General features: G+C 75.1%; 20 protein-coding genes. 10 read left to right on the plus strand and 10 right to left on the minus strand.

Annotation, left to right across the window (positions count from 1 at the left end; all coding sequences use genetic code 11):
• Nucleotides 1-103: 103 nt before the first annotated feature.
• Nucleotides 104-1,114: a LacI family DNA-binding transcriptional regulator gene (locus BM158_RS00165; protein WP_091553153.1), complete on the minus strand. Its 1,011-nt coding sequence runs from the start codon at nucleotides 1,112-1,114 to the stop codon at nucleotides 104-106.
• Between the two features lie 153 nt (nucleotides 1,115-1,267).
• Between BM158_RS00165 and BM158_RS00170 the strand changes: the two genes are divergently transcribed.
• The 4 genes from BM158_RS00170 (at nucleotide 1,268) to BM158_RS00185 (ending at nucleotide 5,441) form a co-directional block, all read left to right on the plus strand.
• Nucleotides 1,268-2,284, plus strand: a complete 1,017-nt coding sequence (locus tag BM158_RS00170) for a polysaccharide deacetylase family protein (RefSeq protein WP_091553155.1) — start codon at nucleotides 1,268-1,270, stop codon at nucleotides 2,282-2,284.
• Nucleotides 2,285-2,347: 63 nt separating this feature from the next.
• The gene (locus BM158_RS00175) at nucleotides 2,348-3,643 is read left to right on the plus strand and encodes an ABC transporter substrate-binding protein (RefSeq protein ID WP_165628786.1); all 1,296 of its coding nucleotides are present in this window, start codon (nucleotides 2,348-2,350) and stop codon (nucleotides 3,641-3,643) included.
• Nucleotides 3,640-4,575, plus strand: a complete 936-nt coding sequence (locus BM158_RS00180; protein ID WP_091553162.1) for a carbohydrate ABC transporter permease — start codon at nucleotides 3,640-3,642, stop codon at nucleotides 4,573-4,575. Before BM158_RS00175 ends, BM158_RS00180 begins: the two co-directional genes overlap by 4 nt.
• Nucleotides 4,572-5,441 carry a carbohydrate ABC transporter permease gene (locus tag BM158_RS00185; protein WP_207506026.1) on the plus strand — a complete coding sequence of 290 codons (870 nt, stop codon included), beginning with the start codon at nucleotides 4,572-4,574 and terminating at the stop codon, nucleotides 5,439-5,441. The genes BM158_RS00180 and BM158_RS00185 overlap by 4 nt, the downstream gene beginning before the upstream one ends.
• Here BM158_RS00185 and BM158_RS00190 read toward each other — a convergent pair whose 3' ends face one another.
• Entirely contained in the window at nucleotides 5,442-6,854 is a 1,413-nt protein-coding gene (locus BM158_RS00190; protein WP_165628787.1) for a YcaO-like family protein, read from the minus strand.
• 184 nt (nucleotides 6,855-7,038) lie between these two features.
• On the opposite strand from BM158_RS00190, the gene BM158_RS00195 reads away from it, so the two are divergent.
• A complete protein-coding gene (locus BM158_RS00195; RefSeq protein ID WP_091553168.1) occupies nucleotides 7,039-7,365 on the plus strand; it encodes a hypothetical protein in 327 nt (108 codons plus the stop codon).
• 16 nt (nucleotides 7,366-7,381) lie between these two features.
• On the opposite strand, the gene BM158_RS00200 is transcribed toward BM158_RS00195, so the two are convergent.
• Nucleotides 7,382-7,834: an Lrp/AsnC family transcriptional regulator gene (locus tag BM158_RS00200; protein WP_207506033.1), complete on the minus strand. Its 453-nt coding sequence runs from the start codon at nucleotides 7,832-7,834 to the stop codon at nucleotides 7,382-7,384.
• 98 nt (nucleotides 7,835-7,932) lie between these two features.
• Here BM158_RS00200 and ald point away from each other — a divergent pair, with 98 nt between their 5' ends.
• On the plus strand, nucleotides 7,933-9,075 hold the full coding sequence (ald, locus tag BM158_RS00205) for an alanine dehydrogenase (RefSeq protein WP_191328595.1): 1,143 nt from the start codon (nucleotides 7,933-7,935) through the stop codon (nucleotides 9,073-9,075).
• Here ald and BM158_RS00210 read toward each other — a convergent pair.
• The 5 genes from BM158_RS00210 to aceB all read right to left on the minus strand — a co-directional run bounded on the left by BM158_RS00210 (nucleotide 9,055) and on the right by aceB (nucleotide 14,341).
• The gene (locus tag BM158_RS00210; protein ID WP_091553172.1) at nucleotides 9,055-9,582 is read right to left on the minus strand and encodes a MarR family winged helix-turn-helix transcriptional regulator; all 528 of its coding nucleotides are present in this window, start codon (nucleotides 9,580-9,582) and stop codon (nucleotides 9,055-9,057) included. The genes ald and BM158_RS00210 overlap by 21 nt on opposite strands.
• A complete protein-coding gene (locus BM158_RS00215; RefSeq protein ID WP_091553176.1) occupies nucleotides 9,579-10,397 on the minus strand; it encodes an SDR family oxidoreductase in 819 nt (272 codons plus the stop codon). Before BM158_RS00215 ends, BM158_RS00210 begins: the two co-directional genes overlap by 4 nt.
• A gap of 32 nt (nucleotides 10,398-10,429) precedes the next feature.
• Entirely contained in the window at nucleotides 10,430-11,386 is a 957-nt protein-coding gene (locus BM158_RS00220; protein WP_165628788.1) for an ATP-binding protein, read from the minus strand.
• A 175-nt stretch (nucleotides 11,387-11,561) separates the two neighbouring features.
• The gene (locus tag BM158_RS00225; protein WP_091553183.1) at nucleotides 11,562-12,758 is read right to left on the minus strand and encodes a DUF6986 family protein; all 1,197 of its coding nucleotides are present in this window, start codon (nucleotides 12,756-12,758) and stop codon (nucleotides 11,562-11,564) included.
• Entirely contained in the window at nucleotides 12,758-14,341 is a 1,584-nt protein-coding gene (gene aceB, locus BM158_RS00230; RefSeq protein ID WP_229827555.1) for a malate synthase A, read from the minus strand. The genes BM158_RS00225 and aceB overlap by 1 nt, the downstream gene beginning before the upstream one ends.
• 43 nt (nucleotides 14,342-14,384) lie before the next feature.
• On the opposite strand from aceB, the gene uraD reads away from it, so the two are divergent.
• From uraD to pucL, 4 genes are read left to right on the plus strand one after another with little or no spacing between them, the layout of a single operon-like run.
• Nucleotides 14,385-14,882, plus strand: coding sequence for a 2-oxo-4-hydroxy-4-carboxy-5-ureidoimidazoline decarboxylase (gene uraD, locus BM158_RS00235; RefSeq protein ID WP_091553189.1), 498 nt, complete (start codon nucleotides 14,385-14,387; stop codon nucleotides 14,880-14,882).
• The gene (gene uraH / locus BM158_RS00240) at nucleotides 14,879-15,196 is read left to right on the plus strand and encodes a hydroxyisourate hydrolase (RefSeq protein ID WP_091553193.1); all 318 of its coding nucleotides are present in this window, start codon (nucleotides 14,879-14,881) and stop codon (nucleotides 15,194-15,196) included. The genes uraD and uraH overlap by 4 nt, the downstream gene beginning before the upstream one ends.
• Before the next feature lie 11 nt (nucleotides 15,197-15,207).
• Entirely contained in the window at nucleotides 15,208-15,666 is a 459-nt protein-coding gene (locus tag BM158_RS00245) for a nuclear transport factor 2 family protein (protein ID WP_091553197.1), read from the plus strand.
• A gap of 48 nt (nucleotides 15,667-15,714) precedes the next feature.
• The gene (gene pucL / locus BM158_RS00250) at nucleotides 15,715-16,605 is read left to right on the plus strand and encodes a factor-independent urate hydroxylase (RefSeq protein ID WP_091553200.1); all 891 of its coding nucleotides are present in this window, start codon (nucleotides 15,715-15,717) and stop codon (nucleotides 16,603-16,605) included.
• 15 nt (nucleotides 16,606-16,620) lie between these two features.
• On the opposite strand, the gene BM158_RS00255 is transcribed toward pucL, so the two are convergent.
• Both BM158_RS00255 and BM158_RS00260 read right to left on the minus strand, forming a co-directional pair.
• Complete coding sequence (locus BM158_RS00255; protein WP_091553203.1) at nucleotides 16,621-17,325, minus strand: hypothetical protein; 705 nt, start codon at nucleotides 17,323-17,325, stop codon at nucleotides 16,621-16,623.
• A 125-nt stretch (nucleotides 17,326-17,450) separates the two neighbouring features.
• Nucleotides 17,451-18,068 carry a TetR/AcrR family transcriptional regulator gene (locus BM158_RS00260; protein ID WP_165628789.1) on the minus strand — a complete coding sequence of 206 codons (618 nt, stop codon included), beginning with the start codon at nucleotides 18,066-18,068 and terminating at the stop codon, nucleotides 17,451-17,453.
• Between the last annotated feature and the right edge of the window lie 118 nt (nucleotides 18,069-18,186).

Consider the following 18,186-nt stretch of genomic DNA (forward strand, 5'->3'; position numbering starts at 1 on the left):
CCTCGGTGTCGGACCGGCCGCGTTCTGCGGCAGCCCGCGAACCGTAAGTGGGACGGGTCACAACCGTCAAGGACTTTGCATAAAGCTCTTTACAACACTTCGGTCACCGTGGCGGCGCGGTGGTCCGCCGCTCGACGAGGGTGCAGTCCAGCAGGGTCATCCGGCGCTGGGTCGCCCCGCCGATCGCCTCCAGCAGCAGGCCCGCGGCGACCGAGCCGGACTCCTCGAAGGGCTGCCGCACGGTCGACAGACCGGCTGCCTCGGCGGCCGGGCCGTCGTCGAACCCGAGCACCGACAGGTCGCCGGGCACGTCCAGCCCCAGCTCGGCGGCGGCGTGCACCACGCCCAGCGCCAGGTCGTCGAAGTGCGCCATCACCGCGGTCGGCCGGTCCGGGCCGTCCAGCAGGGCGAGGGCGGCCTCGCGGGCGGCCGCCATGGTGCCCTCGGCCTGGGTGGTGGCGAGGACGACGTCGGGGTGGGCGGCAAGCTCGTCGCGGAAACCGCCCAGCCGGCGGCGGGCCTGGGACTCGTAGTCCGAGGCCTGCGCCTCCGACAGGTAGCCGATCCGGCGGTGCCCGAGGTCGAGCAGGTAGCGGGCGGCCCGGCGGCCGGCGCCGTGGTCGTCGATGTTGACCACACTGAACCGGTCGCTGTCGGCGTCGACGAGGACCACCGGGAGCCCGCGGCTGGCCAGCCGCTCCTCGGTGCTGGCCTCGATCGGGGCGCCCATGACGACGAGGCCGTCGACCACGCCGCGGATCGGCATGCTGGCCAGCAGCGGGGAGCTGGCGGTGGCGGCCGACTCCTGGTCGATCAGCGAGATGTCCACCGGCTGGGCCCGGGTGGCCCGCATGACCCCGACCAGCCGCCGGAGGTAGCTGGGGTAGGTGGAGAACGGGGCGACGACGCCGATCCGGCCGGTCTGCTTGCGGGCCAGGTCGATGGCGGTGGCCTTGGGCAGGTAACCCAGCTCGTCGGCCACCTGCAGCACCCGGGTGCGGGTGGCGGCGGCCACCCGGTCGGGCTTGTTGAGCACGTTGGAGACCGTGGAGATGCTGACCCCGGCGTGCTCGGCGACGTCGTAGATGGTCGCCGGTTTGCTGGGATCGGTCACGGAAAAGCACTTTAGGTCTCGCCGGACCGCGCCCCGGCGCACGCAGGCCGTCAGGACCGGGCGGGTCGGCGTCCGGGAGACGTCACGGTCCTCCCCCGCCGGGCCACCCCGCTCGGCCGGTGGGGGGCGCCGGCCGGTGGTTGCATCGGGGCCGTGACCACCGACGCCGAGCTGCTCGCCGCGGCCCGCGCGGTGGCCGCCGAGGACGAGGACCGGGCCGGCGTCGCGATGCTGGTGGCGCTCCTGGACCGCACCGGGACGGCGACCACCGGCACCCCGGACCCGGCCGACCGCGCGCTGGCCGCCGACGTCCGGCGGGCCTGGGAGGTGCTGCGCGCCGCCGACCCCGACACCACCGTGCAGGACGCCCTCGCCGCCCTCGCCCTGCTGCACCTCCGCCCGGGCACCCAAGGTGGGCGCGGGGGTGGGGGAGGCGGCGGGCTGGCGGCGTGGCGGCCCGGCGACACCGGCCGGCCCGACCACGGGACCCGGGACGCCGAGGCCGACGCCGTCGTGGACGCGGTCCTGCACGGCCGGCACCTGCGGGTGGTCAACTGGCACAACACCCCCGCCTCGCACGCCGAGGAGCTGCGGCGGGAGCTCACCTGGTACGCCGAGCGCTTCTCCCCCGTCACCGAGGCCGACCTGCACACCGCGCTGGACACCGGCCGGTGGGCCGACCCACGGCCGGGCGTCGTCCCCGCCTTCTTCGACGGGTTCGCCAGCGCCGTGCAGGTCGCCGCGCCGCTGTGCGAGGAGCTGGGCCTGGTCGGCTGGTTCTACCCGCCGACGGAGTTCCTGGACTGCCCGCCGGAGCAGCAGCGGGCCTTCGCCGCCGAGCACGACCTCGGCGTGCTGGACGAGGACCTCCCCGGCGACGCCCCGCTGGCGATGACCTGGGACGACCTGGCCGACCTCGCCGGCCGGCACGTGGTGTGCGGGCACTCGGCCACCCACGCGAGCTCGGCGTCGGTGCGCACCCCCGCCGACGTCGACCGGCAGGTGCTGCGCCCGCTGGCCCGGCTCACGGAGGTGATCGGCCGCCGTCCGGCCGGGTGGGCCTGGCTGGGCGGCACGCCCTTCGACCCGGCCGCCCCGGGGGACGCCGCGGTCGCGGAGTCGGGCATCCGGTTGTGGACCTCGAACGCCGCGGTGGAACGCCTCCGCTGACTGCGCAAAGGACGTTCACAAGATCAAGTGGTGCCCGGACGCACCAGGCCCCAAGGTCGGGCGGTGATCAGCTCACGGCTGTCCCGGCGGGGGTTCCTGGGCGCGACGGCGGCCGGCGCACTGGCCCTGACCGGCTGCGGCACCGGGTTCGCCCTGCAGAGCGGTGACGGCACCGGCAGCACCGAGGGCCGGCTGAGCTTCACGCTCTGGGCCGGGGAGGCCGAGCTCGCCGCGTTCCGCACCGTCGCCGAGCGCTGGACGGCGACCAGCGGGGTCCCGGTGGTGTTCAACGTGGTCCCGTTCTCCGAGGCGCTGACCGGGGTGGACGCGAACCTGGCCAGCAACCGCGGCCCGGACCTGTTCCGGGTGACCTACCAGGACATCGGCATCTACGCCGCCGGCGGCGCGCTGCTCGACCTCACCGACCTGCTGCCCGGGGGGTTCCTGCAGGGGTTCGGCGACGCCTTCGTCTCCGCGGTGCAGAGCGAGGGCCGGGTGTACGGCGTGCCGCACCACACCGACACCTCGCTGGTCCTCTACGACACCGAGGCGCTGGCCGGCGCCCGCATCCCCACGAGCCTGGACGACGCCTGGACCTGGGAGGAGTTCCGGTCGGTCGCGGCGGGGCTGCCCACCGCCGAGGCGCAGTTCGCCTTCGGGGTGAACTGGCAGCTGGCCGGGGCCTACCGGTGGCTGAACTGGGTCGACCAGCGCGGCGGCCGGCTGCTCACCGACGACCTCACCGGCCCGGCGATCGACAGCGCCGAGGGCCGCGACGCCCTGGCCTTCACCCAGGCCTTCTTCACCGACGGGCTGGTGCCGCCGACGACGTCCACGAAGGGCTCCTACGTCGACGAGCTGTTCACCACCGGCACGATCGCGATGGTCTTCGCCGGGGACTTCCTGCTGCCCACCATCGACCCCGCGTTCGTCTCCGCGGGCCGGGAGTACGGTGCCACGTTCCTGCCGGCCGACGAGCGGGCCTCGGCCGACCTCGGCGGCAACGCGGTGGTGGCCACCGCGCAGTCGGTGAACCCCGAGGCCGCGGCGGACTTCCTGGCCTTCCTCTCCGACGACGAGCAGCAGGCGCTGTTCTGCGAGCAGGCCACCGTGCTGCCCACCCGCACCGCCCTGCTGGGCCAGCAGCTGGACTACGCCGTCCGGCCCGACCTCATGGAGCTGTTCGTGGAGCAGGCCACCACCATCACCCCCGAGCTCTCGGCGCAGGTGACCGTGCCGCAGTTCAACGCGGTCAACTCCTCGATCGTCGACCGGCTCGAGCAGGCGTTCCTGTCCGGCGACGACCCCGGCCGGGTACTGGCCGACCTCGCCGAGGACATCACCGGGCGGCTGGCGTGACGACGGCGGCGCCGGCCGCGGTGACCGCTCCGGTCCCCCGCCCGGACCCCCCACGGAGGCGGCGCGTCTCCCGCGACTCGCTGGCCGCCTGGGGGCTGCTCTCCCCCAACCTGCTGGTCTTCGGCGTCTTCCTCTTCCTGCCGCTGCTGGCCACCGTGTGGCTGTCCTTCTACTCCTCCTCGGGCTTCGGGCCCCGGGAGTTCGTCGGCGCGGACAACTACACCGAGCTGTTCGGCGACTCCACCTTCTGGCGGGCGACCGCGAACACCGGCCTGTACGCGCTGCTGACCGTGCCGGTGTCGCTGGTCATCGGCCTCGGCATCGCGCTGGCGATGAACAAGCCGCTGCGCGGGCGCGGCGTGCTGCGGGCGATCTACTACGTGCCGTACGTGATCAGCGGCGTGGTCATCGCCGTCGCCGGCCGGTGGATCTTCAACGAGAACGTCGGGGTGATCAACCGGCTGCTGCGGTCGGCCGGCCTGGACGGCGTGCCGTGGCAGTCCGACGCCGTGGGCGCCATGGGCTCCCTGGTGCTGATCAGCATCTGGACCAAGATCGGCTTCGTCATGGTGGTCTACCTGGCCGGGCTGCAGTCGATCCCGAAGGAGTACCTGGAGGCCGCGCAGACCGACGGCGCCGGCCGCTGGCAGCGGCTGCGGTACGTCGTGGTGCCGCTGCTCAAGCCGACGACGATCTTCCTGGTGGTGCTCGGCGTCATCGAGAGCTTCCAGGTCTTCGACATCGTCTACGTGCTCACCGGCGGCGGGCCCGGCAACGCCACCGAGATGCTGGTGACCTACGCCTACGCCGAGGGCTTCGACGCCCGCCGGCAGGGCTACGCGGCGACCATCGGCGTCGTCACCTACCTGTTCATCGCCGTGCTCACCGCGCTCTGGTACCGCCGGCAGCGCGCCCAGGAGGCCGACCTGTGACCGCCGCCCCCCGCACCGGCCGGGCCCCCCGCACCGGCCGGTCGCTCCAGGCCGGCGCCGGCTGGGCCTCCTGGCGCGCGGTCGGCCTGGTCGCCGGCGCGCTGGTCATGCTGTTCCCGCTGTACTGGATGGTGGTCACCGCCTTCAGCGACCAGGGCGCGCTGACCAGCGGGCCGCTGCGGTTCTTCCCGGAGAACCCGACGCTGGACGGCTTCCGGCGGGCATTCACCCTGCTGCCCTTCGGCCAGTTCTTCCTCAACTCCGCCGCCATCGCGCTGGTGGCCATGGCGCTGTCGGTGACGCTGAACCTGCTGGCCGGCTACGTGCTCGCCAAGTACCGGTTCCGCGGCCAGCAGGTCGTGTTCATCATGATCGTCTCGACCCTGATGATCCCGGTGCAGGTCGTGATGGTGCCGCAGTTCCAGCTGGTCGCGGGGCTGGGCTGGATCAACTCCTACTGGGCGGTGATCATCCCGCGGGCCGCCGAGGCGTTCGGCATCTTCCTGTGCCGGCAGTTCATGCTCGGCATCCCCGACGAGGTGCTCGAGGCCGCCCGGCTCGACGGCGCCGGCCACCTGCGGATCTTCTGGTCGGTGGTGCTGCCGATGAGCAAGCCGCTGATCGCCGTCCTGGTGATCCTGACCTTCATGTACCGGTGGAACGAGTTCGCCTGGCCGCTGATCGTGCTCAACGACCAGCAGCTGTTCACCGTGCCGATCGGGCTGTCGTTCCTGCAGGGCGAGTACGGCACCGACTACCCGGCGCTGATGGGCATGGCGCTGCTGTCGACGCTGCCGGTGCTGGTGGTCTTCGCGCTCTTCCAGCGCCAGTTCGTCGAGGGGGTCGCGCGCAGCGGGCTGCGCTGATCAGGCCGCCCGCTGCGGCGCGTGCCGGGTCGGCTCCCGGTACAGCGGGTACAGCTCGCCGACCGTGCGCGCGACCGCGGCGACGTCCAGCCAGGCCGGGCCGCCCACCCGCTCGGTGGCCTCGGGGGTGAGCACCACCGGCCGCCGGTCCCCGGACGGCGCCCCCAGCCCGACGAGGTCCGACCCGCGGTCGAGCAGCCGGCGCAGCACCCGCTCGCCGATCCGGCCGTAGGACAGCGTCTCCACCTCGAGCCCCGGCACCAGCACCTTGGCCACGTGCACGTCGCCGACGCGGACGGGGGCGACCAGCAGGTCGAACCCGGCCAGCCGCTCCCGGTACAGCGCCAGGGTGTCGGCGGGCCCGGTGACGGCGGAGGTCGGCAGGTCGGCGAAGGCCACCTCCGAGGTGCGCCGCCACATCGGGGCGAGCAGCCCGTCCAGCTGCGCCGCCGTCAGCCCGTCCCACGCCGTCATCGCGGCCAGCGCGCGCTCCTCCTGCGGCGGCAGCGGGACGGCGAGCTCGGCGGCCAGGTAGTCCGGGTGCAGCGCGCGGACCCGGTCCAGCGGGCCGAACGCGAACGCCCGCCGGGCCCGGGAGGAGGCCAGCTCCAGCACCGCCTTGCGCACCGCCTCCGCCCGGTCGGGGGCCGCGGCCTCCCCGACCGCGCTGAGCACCACCGGCGGGTCGGCGGCGGCGTCGCGGGCCACCGCGTGCACGACGACGGCGAACTCGGTGCTGTCCAGCTTCACGGTGACGTCGAGGCCGGCGGCGGCCAGCGCGTCGAGCAGCGCCACGGTCTGCGGGTCGTCGATGCCGGTGACCACCCGGCCGGTGTCCAGGGCGCGGAAGTCGACGGTGTCGCCGTCGCGCTGCAGCAGCTCGCCGATGCCGTGCGCGACCGCCCGCTCGGCGGTGTCCCCGGCGCCCATGCCGTTGGTGATCGGGGTGACCAGCCAGCCCCCGGGGGGCGGGTCGGCCGCGATCCCCCCGGCGTGCGGGGCGACGAACTCGGCGGGGACCAGCACCTCCTCGCCGGTCGCCCAGCGGGTGGTGGGCAGCCAGCGCAGCGGCCGGTCGGGGTCGGCGCCGGCCGGCAGCACCAGGGTGCGGGGGTCGGCCACCCGGTCGGCGCCGCGCTCGGCGACCAGCTCGCGGTGCGTGGCCGTGCGTGGTTCCACGTGGAGCAGTGCGTCGTCCAGCAGCACCTGCTCGGCCAGCTCGCCCCACGCGCCGATGGCCGCGGCGGCCTCCGTGGCGCCGTAGCCGACGCCGTGGCCGGACCGGGTGCCGTCGGCGGAGCGCCAGACCGTGGCCACGACCGGCACGCCGGTGCGGTCGTACGCGCGCAGGTCCAGCTCGGTGGTCCAGCCCTCGGGCAGGGATGCGCGGTAGGCCGCCGCCGGGTCGGTCACCCGTGCCACTGTGCCCGGCGCCGCCGTGACCCGCTCGTGGACTGGACTGACTCCACCGGGTGATCTCTCAGCGCTGAGGCATGTGTTCCCCATTGACGGGCATCCCCGGCTGCGAACACCGTGTACCCACCCGTTCCAGCACCGGCCGGGTCCGGGTGGCGGTGGACGGAGACGAGGAGAAGACGTGGAGTCGTTCGTGACCTGCGCGGTCGTGGAGACCGACCTGCGGCACGCCTTCGAGGTGGGCGTGGCGCTGCGGCTGGAGGCCCCCGAGGGCACCGCCGTCCGCGAGGACCCGCACGTGCCCGAGGTGTTCTACCTCGAGGCCACCACCGCCGCGGCCGACGTGCAGCGCGCCGTGGCCGCCGCCGCGCAGTCGACCACCACCCTGCTGGCCGGGCTGGACCTGCCGGCCGAGGTGCACGAGGTCGTCGTCCTCTCCCTCGACGGCGCGGTGCACTGGGTGCCCGACGTCGACGCCGCCCTCCCGGCCGGCGAGAGCTCGCACTGAGCCGGGGCGGGCGCGGTCACCGGCCGCGCCCGTGCTCGAAGATCAGGCTGGTGTTGGTCGCGGCCACCATCGGCTGGGTGGAGATGCGGTCGGTGACGAAGTCGCGCAGGTGCGCGGTGTCCCGGGCCCGCACGTGGACGACGAAGTCCTCCGCCCCCGCCAGGTAGAAGAACTGGGCCACCTCCGGCAGCTGGCGCAGCCCGTCGGCGAAGGTGGTCAGCTGGTGCCGCGCGCCCGGGCGCAGCCGCACCGAGACCAGCGCCTGCAGCGGGTCCCCGACGGCCTCGGGGTCCAGGTCGACGGTGAACCGGGTGATGACGCCGTCGGCCACCAGCGCCCGCACCCGCGCCAGGCAGGTGGACGGCGAGAGCCCCACCGCGGCGGCCAGCTGGTTGTTCGGCCGCCGTCCGTCGGCGCGCAGCAGCTCCAGCAGCCGGCGGTCGACGTCGTCCAGCGTTCGGCGGGGCACCCCGCTCACCGCCGATCACCGCACCCGGTGCGGTGGAGCGGTCGATCTGTGCGCACTTGTTCGGCTCCTCTGGTCGTCGGCCGCAGCGGACCGCTGAGATGGTGTCACCCGTCACCCAGGAGGACATCGTGCGCGTCGGCATCCCCAGCGAGATCAAGGACAACGAGCAGCGGGTCTCCCTGCAGCCCGACGGCGCGGCCGAGCTGGTGCACCACGGGCACGAGGTGCTCGTGCAGTCCGGCGCCGGGACGGGCTCCCGGTTCACCGACGAGGAGTACGCCGCCGCCGGCGCCCGGGTGGTGGCCGACGCCGACGCCGTGTTCGCCGAGGCCGACCTGGTGGTCAAGGTCAAGGAGCCGGTGCCCGCGGAGTACCACCGCTTCCGCGAGGGCCAGCAGCTGTTCACCTACCTGCACGCCGCCGCCGACCGCTCGCTGACCGACTTCCTCCTCGAGCGGCGGATCGACTCCATCGCCTACGAGACGGTGCAGACCGCCGACGGCCGGCTGCCGCTGCTGACCCCGATGAGCGAGGTCGCCGGCCGGATGGCCGTGCAGGCCGCCGCGCACCACCTGGAGAGCCCCGCCGGCGGCGCCGGGATCCTCATGGGCGGCGTCCCCGGCACCCCCGCGGCCAAGGTGACCATCATCGGCGGCGGCGTCTCCGGCACCGAGGCGGCCAAGATCGCGGTCGGCATGCGGGCGATCGTGCGCGTCTTCGACACCAACCCCGCCCGGCTGGCCTACCTCTCCGACGTCTTCGAGGGCCGGCTGGACCTGGTGCAGCCCAACCGCGCCCGGCTCGCGCAGTACGTCGCCGACTCCGACGTGCTCATCGGCGCCGTGCTGGTGCCGGGCACCAAGGCCCCCAAGCTGGTCAGCCGCGAGATGGTCGCCTCGATGCGGCCGGGCAGCGTCGCCGTGGACATCGCCATCGACCAGGGCGGCTGCTTCGAGACCAGCCGGCCCACCACGCACTCCGACCCGACCTACGTCGAGGAGGGCGTCGTGCACTACTGCGTGGCCAACATCCCCGGCGCGGTCGCCCGCACCTCCACCCTCGCGCTGACCTCGGCGACCCTGGCCTACCTGGTCACCGTCGCCGACTCCGGGATCCGCGGCGCGGCGGCGTCCTCGCCGGTGCTGGCCAAGGGCCTCACCAGCCTGGGCGGGCAGCTGACCAGCGAGCCGGTCGCCGCCGCGCACGGCCTGCCGTGGACCTCAGCCGCCGAGCTGCTCTGACGTCTCCCGGTCGGGGACCCGGCCCAGCGCGACGAGGAACCGGCGCAGCAGGTCGGCCAGCTGCTCCCGCTCCTCGGCGCTGAGGCCGGCCAGCATGCCGTGCTCGGTGTCCAGGTGGTCGGGCAGCGCGGTGTCCAGCGCGGTGCGCCCGGCCTCGGTCAGCGTGACGACGACGGCCCGCCCGTCGGCCTCGCTGCGCTCCCGGGTGATCAGGCCCTTCTCCTCCAGCCGGTCCAGCCGCTGGGTGATGGCCCCGCTGGTGACCAGCGCCGTGCGCATCAGCGCCGTGGGCGTCAGCTGGTAGGGCTCCCCGGCCCGGCGCAGCGCGGCAAGGACGTCGAAGGACGGCGCGTCCAGGCCGTGCCGGGCGAAGGTGGCCCGCTGGGCCAGGTGCACCTCGCGCTGCAGCTGGGAGATGCGGCCGATGATGCCCATCGGCGAGCAGTCCAGGTCGGGGCGCTCCCGGGCCCACTGCGCCAGGATGGTGTCCATCGCGTCACCGGTCATGCCGCGACCTCCTCGAGGTGCTCGGCGTAGGTGCGGGGCGGCCGGCCGAGCAGGTCGGTGAGCACCCGCGGGCTGCCGGTGAACCCGTGCGCCCGGTAGTGGTCGAGCATCGTGCGCAGGCAGCGGCCGGCGTAGTCGTCGCGCTCGGGGGCCCGGGCGTCGACGGCGGTGACCGGGCGGCCCAGCCGCTGCGCCATGGCCGCCGCCACGTCGCGCGCGGTGAGCGCGGCCGGCCCGACCGCCTCGAAGGTGCCGCCGTCCAGGCCGTCCTCGGTGAGCAGCACGGCGGCGGCGTCGGCGACGTCCCGCAGGTCGACGAAGGACTGCGCCTGCACCAGCCCCCAGGCGCTGCGCAGCTCGCCGGTGGCCGCCGCGGTGGCCAGCGCGGCGTCGAGGTTGTCGGCGTAGGCGCAGGGCTGCAGCACCCGCCACGGCACCCCGGCGGTGTCCAGCGCCTCCTCGGCGCGGTCCTTGGCCGCGTGGTGCGGCATCGAGCGCAGCTGCGGGCGCAGCACCGAGTGGTAGACCACCCGGCCCACCCCGGCGGCGCGGGCGGCGCGGAAGGCGGTCGGTGCGCCGGCGGCCTCGGAGGGCTCGAAGTTCGGCCAGATCAGGTACAGGGCGTCGGCGCCGCCGAGCGGCAGGCCGCCCGGGTCGCCGACCAGGTCGGCCACCACCACCTCCGCGCCCAGGCCGTCCAGCTCCGGGCGCGGGCGCCGGCTGCCGACCACGGCGCGCACCTGCTCCCCGCGGGCCCGCAGTGCGCGGACCACCGCCGTCCCCGTGCTGCCCCCGGCCGCCGTCACCACGATCACCCGCTTACCTCAGCGGTGAGGTACCGCCCGCGTCAAGCCCGGGGGTCCGTCGCGGTGGTCAGCCGGACCGTGGACCCGGTCGCGGCGCCCTCGACGTCGACGTGGTCGCACAGCTTGCGGGCCAGCCACAGGCCCATGCCGCCGTGGGAGAGGTCGTCGCCGTGCGCGGGCCGGTAGCCGGCCAGCCGGCCGTCGAAGCCCTCCCGCCCGCCGTCGGAGATCGACACCACGACCCGGTCGGCGTCCGCCCAGACCCGGGCGGAGACCGGCCGGCCGCCGTGCCGGAAGGCGTTGGCGGCGATCTCGCTGGCCGCCAGGTGCACGTCCTCCTCGGTGTCCCGGTCGGCGAACCGGCCGCGCAGCGCCGCCGACAGCGCGTGCCGGAGCTCGGGGAGCGTGGGGACGTCGTCGACGGCGAAGACCGGCTCGGTGGCCTGCAGCGGCTCGACCGGGGTGCCCAGGGCGGCGACCGCCTCGGCCGGGGCCAGGTGCGCGGGGTTGGCCAGGATCCGACCGTCGACCTGCTGCTGCGGGTGGGCCAGCAGTGCGGCCTGCAGCACGGCGGGCGGGGTGGTGCGGCGGTCGTAGACGCACAGCGTGCTCACCGGGACCGAGCCGAGGACGTGCTCGTAGGCGACCTCGCTGCGCACCCGCTCGTCCCAGACCCGCAGGGCGTCGGCGTCCTCGTGCAGCTGGCCCACGACCCGCAGCCGCCGGCCCTCGGCGGCCGCGCGCCGCGCGAGCTCCAGCTGCACGGCGATGCCGTCGGGCGCCCGCGGGGTCACCGCACCGAGCTCGCAGACCTCGACCCCGGGCAGCTCGGCGCGCACGTGCTCGGCCACCCAGGGCAGGACGACGGCCACGGTGAGGTCGCCGGCGGCGAGGCCGGCCCGCGCCCAGCCGAGGACGGCGGTCAGCAGCTCGTCGTCGGTGGACGGTGCGACCAGGCCGTGCACCCGCTGGGGTGCGGCGTCCACGTCAACGCGCACGTGCCCTCCTCCCCGCTCACGGAACCCGATCGACCGCGTCATCATGACCGGTTCGGCGGTGCGCAACCGACAGGGGCCGCGCACGTCCGGCCGCCATGGTCCCCCTCGAGCCCCTGACCTGCACGGGCATCCTCCCGGACGGCACTGTGAGCGCGCACATACGGCGTGTCGGCGCTCACCGTGGCAGGCGCCCGGCCAGTGCGTCCAGCCCCGCGCGGTCGACGCCCGCGGCCGCGGTGACCTCGCCGGCGTCCAGCGCGCCGCAGTCCAGCCCGCGCAGCAGCACCGCGGCCAGCGCCTTCGCCGTCGCCGGCTCGTCGAGCACCCCGCCGTCCACCCGGGCGGTGTAGGCCGCCAGCCGGGCCCCGGCCGCCGGCAGCGCGGCCCGGAAGAACGCGTAGGTGGCCGTGTACCGGGTCACCAGCTGCGCCGGGTGCAGGTCCCAGCCCTGGTAGAAGCCGCGTTCCAGCGCCCGCCGCACCAGCCCGGCGTGCAGCTGCCAGGCCCGGTGCACCGCGGCCCGGTCGCCCACCGGCAGCACGTTGGTCGAGCCGTCGACCGCGCGGGCACCGGTGCCGGCCACCGCGACCTGCATGGTGGCCTTGGCGTGGTCGGCGGCCGGGTGGTCACTGGCCTGGTGGGCGGCGGAGATGCCGAGGGAGGCCGAGTAGTCGTAGGTGCCGTAGTGCAGCCCGGTCACCCGGCCGCGCCCGGCGTGCAGCATGGCGGCCAGCGTCGCCGCGCCGTCGGCGCCCAGCACCGCCTGCGGGGTCTCCACCTGCAGCTCGAGGTCGAGCGCCAGCCCGTGCGCCTGCTCCAGCGCGTCGAGCACCGGCAGGAAGGCCGCGACCTGCTCGACCGCGGTCACCTTCGGCAGGGTGACCACCGCGCGGCCCCGGCCGGCCAGCCCGCCGAGGAACAGGTCCAGCGAGCGGACGCCGCGGCGGCGGGTCGGGCCCTCCAGCGACTTGGCCCGGGTGCCCCAGAACGGCGGCAGGCCCGGCTCCGCGGCCAGCACGGCGGCCGCCGTCCGCACGTCGTCGTCCTCGCGGTCGGGCGGGCCGCGGTAGCCGTCCTCGCTGTCCACCCGCAGGTCCTCGACCGGCTCGTCGGCCAGCTTGGCGCGCACCCGGGGCAGCACCTGCTCGACCAGCTCACCGGGCAGCCCGAGGTCGGGCAGGCCGTGCTCGTCCAGGGCCTCGAGCGCCTGCCGGCCCCAGGACACGACCAGCCCGGGGACGACGGCGTCGGCGGGGACGTAGCAGGTGTGCACCGGCTGGCGGGTCGGCGCCTCGCCCGGGTAGGCCGCCGCCCGGGCCGCGTCGACCGGCTCCAGCGCCCGGTCGAGCTCGGCGAGCACCGACTCGTCCACTAGTCGACCAGGGAGTAGGCGGGCAGGGTGAGGAAGTCGGGGAAGTCCTCGGCCAGCGCGACCTGCTCGAACAGCCGGCGGGCGTCGTCGAGCCGGTCCAGCTCGCCGATCCCGGCGACCTCCTCCTCGATGACCCGGTGCACCAGCTCGGGGGTGACCGTCTCGCCGGTGTCCAGGACGACGCCGCTGCGCAGCCACTGCCAGACCTGGGAGCGGCTGATCTCGGCGGTGGCGGCGTCCTCCATGAGGCCGTGGATGCCGACCGCGCCGTTGCCGGCCAGCCACGCGGCCAGGTAGCGGATGCCGACCTCGACGTTGGCCCGCAGGCCCGCCTCGGTGCGCTCGCCGGGGACGCCCGCGACGTCCAGCAGCTGCTCACGGGTGACGTGGACGTCGTCCCGCTGCGTGCCCAGCTGGTTGTCGGCGTCGCCGAGCACGCCCTCGAAGACCTCGCGGCAGACCGGGACCAGGTCGGGGTGGGCGACCCAGGAGCCGTCGAAGCCGTCGCCGGCCTCGCGGGTCTTGTCCTCGCGCACCTTGGCCAGTGCGCGCTCGTTGGCCTCGGCGTCGCGCCGGCTGGGGATCTGCGCGGCCATGCCGCCGATCGCCAGCGCGCCGCGGCGGTGGCAGGTGGCCACCAGCTGCTCGGTGTAGGCCCGCATCATCGGCGCGGTCATGGTCACCGCGGAGCGGTCGGGCAGCACGAAGTCCGGCCCGGCGTCGCGGAAGACCTTCACCACGCTGAACAGGTAGTCCCAGCGGCCGGCGTTGAGACCGGTGGCGTGCTCGCGCAGCTCGTAGAGCAGCTCCTCCATCTCGAAGGCGGCCGGGATGGTCTCGATGAGCATCGTGCAGCGGACCGACCCGCGCGGGAGGCCGAGCTCGCGCTCGCAGTGCACGAAGACGTCGGCCCACAGCCGCGCCTCGAGGTGGCTCTCCATCTTCGGCAGGTAGAAGTAGGGGCCGCTGCCGCGGTCGAGCTGGGCCCGCGCGTTGTGGAACAGGTAGAGGCCGGCGTCGACGAGGGCGCCGACCGCCGGGGCGCCGTCCACCAGCACGTGCCGCTCGTCCAGGTGCCAGCCCCGCGGGCGGGGCACGATCGTGGGCAGCACGGCGTCGGGCCGGACGGCGTAGTGCTTGCCCTCGGGGCTGGTGAACGACAGCGAGCCGCGGACGGCGTCGCGCAGCACGAGCTGGCCGGTGACCACGTTGCGCCAGTGCGGGGTGTTGGCGTCCTCGAGGTCGGCCAGCCAGACGTCGGCGCCGCAGTTGAGCGCATTGATCGCCATCTTGGGCTCGGTGGGGCCGGTGATCTCCACCCGGCGGCGGACCAGGCCCGGCGGCGGGGGCGGCACCGACCAGTCGCCGGCGCGGACGTCGGCGGTCTCGGGCAGGAAGTCCAGCGGCTCGCCGTCGGCGACGGCCTGCCGCCGGCGGGCGCGGGCGGCGAGCAGCTCGTCGCGGGAGGCACCGAAGAGGTGCTGCAGGGTGCCGACGAACTGCAGCGCCTCGGGGGTCAGCACCTCCTCCGACCGCTCGACCTCGGGTCCGACCACCTGCACGTCTACGGGGACGTCGGCCACGCGCACTCCTCGACTCGGGGTTGGTCCTGGCATCCTCGCAGCCGTGGACCTGGCCAGCTTCAACACCGCCGACGACGACGAGGTGACGACGGCGCTGCGAGCGTGCAACGCGGCCGCCCCGTTCGCCCCCGCCGTGGCGTCGGGACGCCCCTACGAGTCGGTCGACGCGCTGGTCGGCTGGGCCGGCGAGGTCTCCCGCGCGCTGCCGTGGGCCGAGGTGGCGCAGGCGCTGGCCGCGCACCCGCGGATCGGCGACCGGGTGTCCGGGGAGTCGGCGGAGGCGTCGTCGTCCCGCCGCGAGCAGGCCGCCATGTCGGGGGCGGGGGACGACGTCCGGGAGGCGATCCTGGCCGGCAACCGCGACTACGAGGCGAGGTTCGACCACGTCTTCCTGGTCCGGGCGGCCGGGCGGTCCCCGGAGGAGATGCTCGCCGAGCTGCAGCGCCGGCTGGGGCACACCGAGGACCAGGAGCGGCCCGAGGTGGTCGAGCAGCTGGCCCAGATCACCGAGCTGCGGGTGCGGGCGCTGGTGGCGTCGTGAGCGTCTCCACGCACGTGCTCGACTCGGTGCTCGGCCGCCCCGCCGCGGGCATGGTGGTGCAGCTGTTCGCCGGTTCCTCGCTGGTGGCCGAGGGGGTGACCGACGCCGACGGCCGGTTCCGGCTGGCCGACCACGAGACCGGTACCGGCCCCCACCGGGTCGTCTTCGCCACCGGTCCGTGGTTCGCCGAGCAGGGCCGGGAGACCTTCTACCCGACGGTGAGCCTGGACTTCACCGTCGTCGACGGCGCGGCGCACCACCACGTGCCGCTGCTGCTGGCGCCCTTCGCCTTCTCCACCTACCGCGGCAGCTGAGAGGGGTCCCCGTGACCGAGCCCCGTCCCCCCTTCCCGCCCTTCGACGCCGGCACGGCCGCCGCCAAGGTCCAGGCCGCCGAGGACGCCTGGAACAGCCGCGACCCGCACCGGGTGAGCCTGGCCTACACCGAGGACACCCTCTGGCGGAACCGGGACGAGTTCCTCACCGGCCGGGCCGAGGTGGTCGCCTTCCTGACCGGCAAGTGGGAGCGCGAGCTGGACTACGCGCTGCGCAAGAGCCTGTGGGCGTTCACCGACGACCGCATCGCCGTCCGGTTCCAGTACGAGTGGCACGACGCCGGCCGGTGGTGGCGCAGCTACGGCAACGAGCTCTGGGAGTTCGACGAGCACGGGTTGATGCGCCGCCGGGAGGCGAGCATCAACGACACGCCCATCCAGGAGGCGGACCGCCGCATCCGCGGCCCCCGGCCGGAGGACGAGCGGGGTCGGGACTTCCCGCTGCGGTGAGGTTCCACGTGCAACACCGCTGACATCGAGATCGGGGAAGGTGACGCCATGGCGATCGTGCTCGGACCCAACCAGTACGGGAAGGCCGAGGTGCGGGTGGTCGCGGTCGACCGCTCCACCCCGCAGCACTCCCTCGTGGACCTCAACGTCAGCTCCGCGCTGCGCGGCGACTTCTCGGCAGCCCACCTGACCGGCGACAACGCGCACGTGCTCACCACCGACGCGCAGAAGAACACCGTCTTCGCCTTCGCGCGCGACGGCATCGCCTCCCCGGAGGCCTTCGGCATCCGGCTGGCCACCCACTTCGCCGGGTCCTACCCGTGGATCAGCGGCGCCCGGGTGGCGGTCGAGTCCTACGGCTGGGACCGGATCACCGTCGGCGGGCAGCCCCACGACCACGCGTTCCGCCGGGCGGGCGCGGAGGTGCGCACGGCCGTCGTCACCGCCGACGACTCCCGGCTGCACGTCGTCGCCGGGCTGACCGACCTCGTCGTCCTCAAGACCACCGGGTCGGAGTTCTGGGGCTTCCCGCGCGACGCCTACACGACCCTGGCCGAGACCCGGGACCGGATCCTGGCCACCGCGGTGACCGCCCGCTGGCGCTACCTGGGCACCGACCTGGACTGGCACGGCGTGTTCGACACGGTGCGGACGACGATGCTCGAGGCCTTCGCGTCGACCCACTCGCTGGCGCTGCAGCAGACCCTGCACGCGATGGGCGCCGCGGTGCTGGAGACCGTGCCCGAGGTGGCGGAGGTCCGGCTGTCGATGCCGAACAAGCACCACTTCCTGCAGGACCTGTCGGCGTTCGGGCTGGACAACCCCGACGTCGTCTACCACGCCGACGACCGGCCCTACGGGCTCATCGAGGGCACCGTGCTGCGCGACGACGTCCCCCCGGCCGAGGTCGCCTGGCAGGGCACCCCCGGGTTCGTCTGAGCCCGCCCGGCGGGCTCAGGGGGCGGGCAGCGTGATCTCGCCGGTGAGCACCCGGTCGGCGGCGGCGTCGATGTCGATGCCGTGCCGGAACGCCAGCGCCCGCAGGGTGGCCAGGGCCGCGCTGGTCGTGCTGCCCTGCACGCCGGCGAGCTGCCCGATGGCCAGCCACACCCGCTGCCGGGCGTCGATGGCCGGGGTGCGCAGCAGCGGCGGCAGGCCCAGCTGCAGGTCGCCGTCCTCGGCCAGGTCGCCGGCGAGGGCCTCGCCCACCGCGTCGGCGACGTCGGCCACCGCAGCCAGCACGTCCTCGGCCAGCGGGCCGGACGCCGACCGGTACAGGTCCAGGGCGACCACGCCGGACAGCGACCCGCCCACGGGGGTGGACAGCACGCTGCAGAACGGGGTGAGCCCGGTCAGCTGCAGGGTGTAGACCGGCCACCGGTCGCGCAGCTCCTCGACGGTCGCCGCCACCACCCGGGTGCGGGTCTGCTGCGCCGTCAGGCAGGGCCCCTCGCCCAGGGTGAACTGCAGCCGCTCGGCCGCCGCCGCGACCGGGTCGCTGGCCCCCAGCGGCAACCGGTGGTCGGGCAGGAGGGCGGCCGACAGGCCCGCGCCGTCGACGGGCAGCAGGGCCGTGCAGACCCGCGCCAGCCGGTCGGGCAGCAGGTCCCCGTCCGGGGTGCGCGCGAGCTCGTGCCGGAACCGCTCGACCAGGCTCATCGACGCGCACCGGCACGCGGAGGGGCTGGGACCACCGGACGCTCCTCGACGACGGGTCCCTGGCCGCCACGGACTGGACGGGCTCGCGATTGCGGGACACGAACTGCCGAAAATTAGCAGACCGGTCAGGTCCGGTCGACGAGGGGCAGCACCGCCCGGTCGACGATCTCCTCGACCTCGGCCGCACTGCTCGCCGGACGCCCGGTCACGTACCGCTCCCACCACAGCGCCTGCACGACGACGCCGACCAGCCGCCGCCGGTCGTCGGGCACCGGCCGCCCGCGGTGGCCCTCCCGGTCGGCGACCGCCGCCACGGCCGCGGCCAGCGGCTCGACGACCGCCGCGTCGAGGGCGGTGCGCAGCGCGTCGTCGTGGGCGGCCGGGCCCAGCAGCGCCGCCGCGGTCTGCTCGGCGGAGGTCAGCGGGTGCCGCCACGGCTCGAACAGCGCCAGCAGGTCCCCGCGCAGGCTGCCCGTGTCGGCCGCCTCGGGGACCAGGGGCTCCTGGGTCAGCGCGTCGGCCACCAGGCTGCTCATGTCCGACCACCGGCGGTAGAGCCCGCTGCGCCCGGACCCGGTGCGCGCGACCAGCGCATCGGCGTTCAGCCGGCCCAGCCCCTGCTCGGCGACCAGGTCCAGCGCGCCGTGCAGCAGCCGGCCGGTCAGCTCCTCGTCCCGCGGCCGACCGCGTCCGCGCCGTCGCGCGACGGTCGGGTCGGCGGGCTCTCGGGGTGGGGGCGTCACGGTGGCTCGTTCCGTTCGGGAATGGAGACCCCGACGTTCCCAGCCCGGGCCGCTCCGCACAACGGCGGGGGGTGGGATTCCGTCAAGCACCGGACGACCACGGCGGGTTATCGTCCGA

Origin of the sequence: Klenkia taihuensis, assembly GCF_900112525.1 — a bacterium.
In the GTDB taxonomy this organism is placed as follows: Bacteria; Actinomycetota; Actinomycetes; order Mycobacteriales; family Geodermatophilaceae; genus Klenkia; species Klenkia taihuensis.